The organism is Gammaproteobacteria bacterium (genome assembly GCA_035279405.1).
In the GTDB taxonomy this organism is placed as follows: domain Bacteria; phylum Pseudomonadota; class Gammaproteobacteria; order Natronospirales; family REEB76; genus REEB76.
In genome coordinates this window covers 573,015-579,252 of the sequence record DATEHU010000026.1, presented here as the reverse complement: position 1 = coordinate 579,252, position 6,238 = coordinate 573,015, and the positions used below count along the sequence as shown (strand labels likewise).

The following is a 6,238-nucleotide window of genomic DNA, read 5'->3' as shown; positions in this document are numbered from 1 at the left end:
CCGCCATCCGTGCTTTTATACACGCCGCGTTCGGAATTGGGTGCCCACACGTGACCCATGGCCGCGACATACACGATGTCGGGATTGTTCGGGTCCACCACGATACGGCTGATGACGTGGGTGTCAGCGAGGCCGATCTTGCTCCAGGTTTTTCCGGCATCAGTGGACTTGTACATGCCGTCGCCGGTGAGGAAGGTATTGCGGATGTCGGATTCGCCGGTGCCGACATAAATGATCTTGGGATTGGAGGGTGCCACCGCAATGGCGCCGATGTTGTTGCTTTCGAAGAATTTGTCGGAAATGTTTTCCCACGCCGCGCCGTAGTTGTCGCTCTTCCACACGCCGCCGCCGGTGGAGCCCATATAGTAGAGATTGGGCTGCTGTGCCACGCCGGTGACGGCAATCACGCGCCCGCCTACAAACGGCCCGATGCTGCGCCAGTGCAGTGCACTGGTGAGTTGCTCGGGGGTCAGGGTAGCGGCGCCTGCGATGGCCGGCAGGATTAACGCCCAGCCGGCGCACGCGGCGACCAGCAGCGACATCAGACTATGGGGAAACTTGCTGTTCATAAACCCGACCTCTGTATGTTGAGGCGTGGTGCGTCCCTGCTCACCGCCTTGATTGGGGGTTGTGAGTGAGCACATGAAAACTGCGAACCCGAAGGCTGGCCGGTAGCCGGCCGGTTTGCGGTTGGAAATCGGTGCGCAAGCTTACGACGCCGGGGGACGGCTTGCAAAAGGTAAGCGGACAAATATCAGGGCCTGGTCAAAAAATGTGCACAGCCGAGCCGGTGTCATATTCCTGTCACATTCGCTGCCTACACTCGCCCCGCATGGGACGAGGGGCAATATGACCAGCCAGCGCGTGTGCCACCTGTTGTCCGCCGCCGCCCTGGTCCTGATGACCTTGGCCGCGGCGGCCGCCGACTCGGGTCTTGCGGGCGCGGGCGGCACGGCCATATATCCGGTGCTGGCCAACTGGGCGGTCGAGTATCACGCGCTTACCGGCGTGGCGGTGAATTACCAGCCCATCGGCTCCGGCGGCGGCATCCAGCAGATCGAGACCGGCACGGTCGCATTTGCCAATAGCGACATGCCGCTGCCGTCGGTCGAGCTGCGCGCACACCGGCTCATCCAGTTTCCGGCGCTGATCATCGGCATCACGCCGGTGGTGAACATTCCGGGCATCCGCGCGGGCGACCTGACGCTCAGCGGTCCGTTGCTGGCCGACATTTATCTCGGCGAAGTGCGGTACTGGGATGACGCACGCATTGCGGCGCTCAACCCCGGCCTGCGCCTGCCGCATATGGCGATAATTACTGTGCACCGTTCCGACGGTTCCGGCACGACCTTCAACTTTACGAATTACCTCTCAAAGGTCAGTGGCGCGTGGCGCGCGCGTGTGGGCGCGAGCACCGCGGTTGCCTGGCCAAACGGCGTGGGCGGCAAGGGTAATGCCGGCGTGGCCTCGTTCGTGCAGCAGATTCGCGGCAGCCTGGGTTATGTGGAATATGCCTTCGCGCAGGACACGCATTTGAGCTGGACGCGGATGATCAATCGCGACGGCAAGGTGGTGAGCCCGAGTCTCGCAGCCTTTGCGGCAGCGGCCGCAAATGCGGATTTCGCCGCGGCGCCGGATTTCGACCTCACACTCACCGACGAGCCGGGCGCCGGGGCCTGGCCGATCACCGCCACTACGTACATGCTCATGCGCCGCGACTATGCGCGCGCCGACAACCGGGCGGTGCTGGAGTTCTGTCGCTGGTTCCTGAATTACGGCCAGGAGCGTGCGCGCCAGTTGAATTACGTGCCGATGCCGGCAACTATCGTGACGCTGATCGAGAAATATTGGCAACGGGAGCTTGGACTGTGACGGCCCTTGCGCGTTCCGCCGCGCAGCGCTCCCGCAGCCGCCAGGCGCTGCGCAGCGCTGCGGCCGACGTGCTGTTTCGCAATGTCACGCGCGTGGCCGCGTTGCTGGTGCTGGCCTTGGTGATTGCGATTCTGGTGGTGCTGGTGGTGCAGGCCTGGCCGGCGTTTCACCGCTTCGGCTGGCATTTCTTTTCCGGCCGCGAGTGGGATCCGGCGCACGCGACATTCTCCGCGCTTACTTCCATTTTCGGCACGCTGGTGACTTCCGCCATCGCCATGGTCATCGCCGTGCCGGTGAGTTTCGGCATCGCGCTGTTTATCACCGAGATGGCACCCGCGTGGCTGCGCGCCCCGGTGAGTACCGCGGTGGAACTGCTGGCGGCCATCCCGAGCATCATCTACGGCATGTGGGGCCTGTTCGTGTTCGCGCCGTTGTTCGGCGAATACGTGCAACCCTGGATCATCGAGCATATCGGTTCGTGGCCGTGGGTGGGCGCATTGTTCCAGGGTCCGCCCATGGGCATCGGCATTTTCACCGCCGGGCTGATTCTTGCCATCATGGTGATCCCGTTCATCAGCTCGGTGATGCGCGACGTGTTCAGCCTGGTCCCGACCGTGCTCAAGGAATCCGCCTACGGCGTAGGCTGCACGACCTGGGAGGTGGTATGGCGCGTGGTGCTGCCGTACACGCGCGTCGGCGTCATGGGCGGGATCATGCTGGGGTTGGGGAGGGCACTCGGTGAAACCATGGCGGTCACGTTTGTCATCGGCAACAGTCACACGCTCGGCGCTTCGCTGTTCAATGCCGGCAACACCATTTCCTCGACACTCGCCAACGAATTCACCGAGGCGGTCGGCCAGACCTATACTTCGTCGCTGATCGCGCTGGGTTTGATCCTGTTCCTGATCACCTTCGTGGTGCTGGCGCTCGCCAAGCTCCTGCTGCTGCGCATGGCGGCGCGTGAAGGGAGTCCCACGTGAACGCCGTGTCCGCACGCTATCTGCGCCGGCGCGTGGTCAATTGGGTGAACCTGTCCATGTCGGTGCTGGGCACGCTGTTCGGGTTATTCTGGCTGGTGTGGCTGCTGTGGACGCTGGTGGAGCGTGGTGTGCGCTGGCTTGGTCCGGAACTGTTCACGCAGAACACACCGCCGCCGCTGGCGCCGGGCGGCTTCGCGAACGCCATCGTCGGTTCGATTCTCATCACCGCCCTGGGCGTGATCGTGGGCACGCCGATCGGCATCTTGGCGGCCACCTGGCTCGCGGAATTCAGCCGGCGCTCGCGCCTGGCGGCGGTGATCCGGTTCGTGAACGACATTCTGCTGAGCGCGCCGTCGATCGTCATCGGTGTATTCATCTACGGTGTGGTGGTGGCGCGTTTCGGGCATTTTTCCGGCTGGGCCGGCGGTCTGGCACTCGCGATCATCATGCTGCCGGTGGTGCTGCGCACCACCGAGGACATGCTCAAGCTGGTGCCGGATCAAATGCGCGAGGCGGCCGCGGCGCTGGGTGCGCCGCGCTGGCGAGTGACGGTGATGGTGGTCTATCGTGCGGCGCTCGGCGGCATCATTACCGGCGTGCTGCTGGGCGTGGCGCGTATCAGCGGTGAGACCGCGCCGCTCTTGTTCACCGCGCTCAACAACCAGTTCTGGAGTACCGACATGAACCGGCCGATCGCCAACCTGCCGGTGATGATCTTCCAGTTCGCCATGAGTCCCTACGACAACTGGCAGCATCTGGCCTGGGCCGCGGCGCTGCTGATTACGCTCGCGATTCTCGCGCTCAGCCTGTTCGCGCGTCTCGTGATCCGTTCACGCTCGTTCGTAAAATGAGCCCCATGCACCGCGACGACACTGTTCCCACACATGCGATCTCGCCGCAGATGATGTCCGGCGAAGGGCGCGATTCCGCCCGCACGACCGTGATTGAAAACCCCAAGCTTGCCATCCGGCGGCTGGATTTCTATTACGGCGGGTTCCAGGCGCTGCGCGGCATCCACATGGACATTGCCGAACGCCAGGTGACGGCGTTCATCGGCCCGTCCGGTTGCGGCAAGTCCACGCTGCTGCGCACGCTCAACCGGATTTATGACCTGTACCCGGAGCAGCGCGCCAGCGGCGAGATCCTGCTGGATGGGCACAACATCCTTGATCGCGATCAGGACTTGAACGCCTTGCGTGCCAAGGTGGGCATGGTGTTCCAGAAGCCGACGCCGTTTCCAATGTCGGTGCATGAAAACATCGCGTTCGGCGTGCGCCTGTATGAACGGCTGTCGCGTACGCGGATGGACGACCGCATAGAGTGGGCGTTACGCAAGGCGGCGCTCTGGGACGAGGTCAAGGACAAGTTGCGCCAGGGCGGCACGCGGCTCTCGGGCGGCCAGCAGCAGCGGTTGTGCATCGCACGCGCGATCGCAGTGAAACCCGAAGTGCTGCTGCTGGATGAGCCGGCTTCGGCGCTCGATCCGATCTCCACCCTGAAGATCGAGGAACTGATCGCGGAGCTGAAAAGCGACTACACCATCGTGCTCGTCACGCACAACATGCAGCAGGCCGCACGCGTCTCCGACTACACCGCGTTCATGTACCTCGGCAACCTGGTGGAATACGCCGACACCAGCACGCTGTTCACCAATCCCGCGCAGAAACAGACCGAAGACTACATCACCGGCCGTTACGGCTAATGCCAGGGATCCGCTGGCCAGCAAGGCATGCTTGCTGGTACTCCCTGTGTATAAATGCAGATTTGGTGCACGCTGTGCCGGGACTTGAATTGAGCCTCAGGTTATTTTGTTTCTGCCGGCCGATTCAGCGCAACTGCAAATTCCGAGAATCAACGGCTCAGATTTGGCGACGGCCGGTAAACGTCGAATTTCCGTTGCATGTTTCCATGACATAATTATTGCGGGAGAAAATAAACCATATCAGGGAGTTCAAGATGAAAAAGCTGCTGTTGTTTCTGACTCTTTCTTTAACCGCGCCTGTGGCGTTGGCCGACATTGGCGTGGGTGCGGGCGTCGGTACGCTGGGTTTCAATGCATCTGCCAACTATCGCTTCAACGACTTTGTATCGTTGGGTGTCGGTCTCAATCGCTACAGCTACTCCAGAAGTTCCGATTACAAGGGCGTCAATTACAACGCCAGTCTGAAATTCTCGTCCGAAGTCTTGTTGGTGAATCTCTATCCGTTCGCCGGCAGTTTCCGGTTCACCGGCGGCTGGATGCACAATGGCAACTCGCTGTCCATGGCCGGCGTGCCTGACCGGAATGGCAACTACACCTTCAACGGCAATACGTATTCGGCGCAGCAGGTAGGTACGGTCTCGGCCGGAATGGGATTCGACAGCAACGCGACCTATCTCGGCATCGGCTGGGGTGGTAACGACACCTGGGGCATGACCTTTGATCTCGGCGTGGTGAACCAGGGCTCGCCGAAGTTCAACCTGAACGTGAGCGGTGCAGCCAGCAATCCGCAGCTGGCGAATGACGTGAATCAGCAGCGCACCACCGTTCAGAACGACGTGAACTCGTTTACCTGGTATCCGCAGATCGCCGTGGGCTTGTATTTCCGATTTTGAGGCGTTTACGCTTTACGCCGCGCGCAGCCAGGAAATCGCGCGTGTCTCGCGGGCGATGGGTGAAAGTGGAGTTGGTGGGCGGTGCAGGGATTGAACCTGCGACCCCTGCCGTGTGAAAGCAGTGCTCTACCGCTGAGCTAACCGCCCGCCGGGGAAACGGAGCGCGAATTTTACGGACTGCCCGTCGGCCGGTCAAACTGCGGACCGGCGCCGGCAGGTTCGCGACGCTTCAGTGCCGCTCGTAAGTGCCGATCAGGCGGTTCATGCCGATGACATGCGGTTCGACGCGCTTGAGGAACTCCCACAGTGTCAGCCCGGCGGGCAGGTGTGGCTCGTTGTCGAGCGCCAGCAGCCAGAAGTAGTAATGATGCCGCCCGTGACCGTTGGGCGGCATTGGGCCGCCGTAACCGCTTTTGCCGGAGTCGTTCTTTCCGGCTGTGTGGTCCTGCGTTGCTTCCGCCAAATGCGTGACGGATGCGGGAATGTTGTACAGCACCCAATGTACGTATCCGTAGGTGCCGCCCGCGGAAATCAGCGGCGCGTCCGGGTCGTGGCAGATCACCGCCAGGGAGCGCGCCTTGGCGGGTACGCCACGCCAGGCAAGGGTAGGGGACACATCCTCGCCTTCGCCGCTGTGTTTCCTGGGGATGGCGCCGAGCGGAGTAAACGCGGAACTGGTCAGTTGCATATCGGAAGGTGCGAAGCCCATGTGTCATTCCTCCTTCTAGCCGGATTCTATAAGACTCCATTATAGGAAATCCGTGCACGGCGGCAGATGTACAGTTTGTCAT

At 62.0% G+C, this 6,238-nt stretch carries 7 protein-coding genes and 1 tRNA gene; 5 read left to right on the top strand and 3 right to left on the bottom strand.

Annotation, left to right across the window (positions count from 1 at the left end; genetic code table 11):
- The coding region (locus tag VJR90_06345) for a glycosyl hydrolase (protein ID HKV97088.1) at window positions 1–569 on the bottom strand (569 nt) is incomplete at its 3' end.
- A 280-nt stretch (window positions 570–849) separates the two neighbouring features.
- On the opposite strand from VJR90_06345, the gene pstS reads away from it, so the two are divergent.
- The 5 genes from pstS (at window position 850) to VJR90_06320 (ending at window position 5,447) form a co-directional block, all read left to right on the top strand.
- Complete coding sequence (gene pstS / locus VJR90_06340) at window positions 850–1,872, top strand: phosphate ABC transporter substrate-binding protein PstS (GenBank protein ID HKV97087.1); 1,023 nt, start codon at window positions 850–852, stop codon at window positions 1,870–1,872.
- Between the two features lie 47 nt (window positions 1,873–1,919).
- Window positions 1,920–2,852 carry a phosphate ABC transporter permease subunit PstC gene (gene pstC, locus VJR90_06335; protein HKV97086.1) on the top strand — a complete coding sequence of 311 codons (933 nt, stop codon included), beginning with the start codon at window positions 1,920–1,922 and terminating at the stop codon, window positions 2,850–2,852.
- Window positions 2,853–2,857: 5 nt separating this feature from the next.
- Window positions 2,858–3,703, top strand: a complete 846-nt coding sequence (gene pstA / locus VJR90_06330) for a phosphate ABC transporter permease PstA (protein HKV97085.1) — start codon at window positions 2,858–2,860, stop codon at window positions 3,701–3,703.
- 53 nt (window positions 3,704–3,756) lie between these two features.
- Window positions 3,757–4,554 (top strand): phosphate ABC transporter ATP-binding protein PstB, encoded by a 798-nt coding sequence (gene pstB, locus VJR90_06325; protein ID HKV97084.1) that lies wholly within the window; start codon window positions 3,757–3,759, stop codon window positions 4,552–4,554.
- A gap of 254 nt (window positions 4,555–4,808) precedes the next feature.
- The gene (locus VJR90_06320) at window positions 4,809–5,447 is read left to right on the top strand and encodes a hypothetical protein (protein HKV97083.1); all 639 of its coding nucleotides are present in this window, start codon (window positions 4,809–4,811) and stop codon (window positions 5,445–5,447) included.
- A 72-nt stretch (window positions 5,448–5,519) separates the two neighbouring features.
- Here VJR90_06320 and VJR90_06315 read toward each other — a convergent pair.
- Together VJR90_06315 and VJR90_06310 are read right to left on the bottom strand one after the other, a co-directional pair.
- Window positions 5,520–5,594, bottom strand: a tRNA-Val gene (locus VJR90_06315).
- An 82-nt stretch (window positions 5,595–5,676) separates the two neighbouring features.
- Entirely contained in the window at window positions 5,677–6,156 is a 480-nt protein-coding gene (locus VJR90_06310; GenBank protein ID HKV97082.1) for a YbhB/YbcL family Raf kinase inhibitor-like protein, read from the bottom strand.
- Between the last annotated feature and the right edge of the window lie 82 nt (window positions 6,157–6,238).

Coding starts and splice junctions, on each gene's coding strand:
- pstS (HKV97087.1), top strand. CDS start 850: ATGACCAGCCAGCGCGTGTGCCACCTGTTGTCCGCCGCCGCCCTGGTC.
- VJR90_06310 (HKV97082.1), bottom strand. CDS start 6,156: ATGGGCTTCGCACCTTCCGATATGCAACTGACCAGTTCCGCGTTTACT.
- VJR90_06320 (HKV97083.1), top strand. CDS start 4,809: ATGAAAAAGCTGCTGTTGTTTCTGACTCTTTCTTTAACCGCGCCTGTG.
- pstB (HKV97084.1), top strand. CDS start 3,757: ATGTCCGGCGAAGGGCGCGATTCCGCCCGCACGACCGTGATTGAAAAC.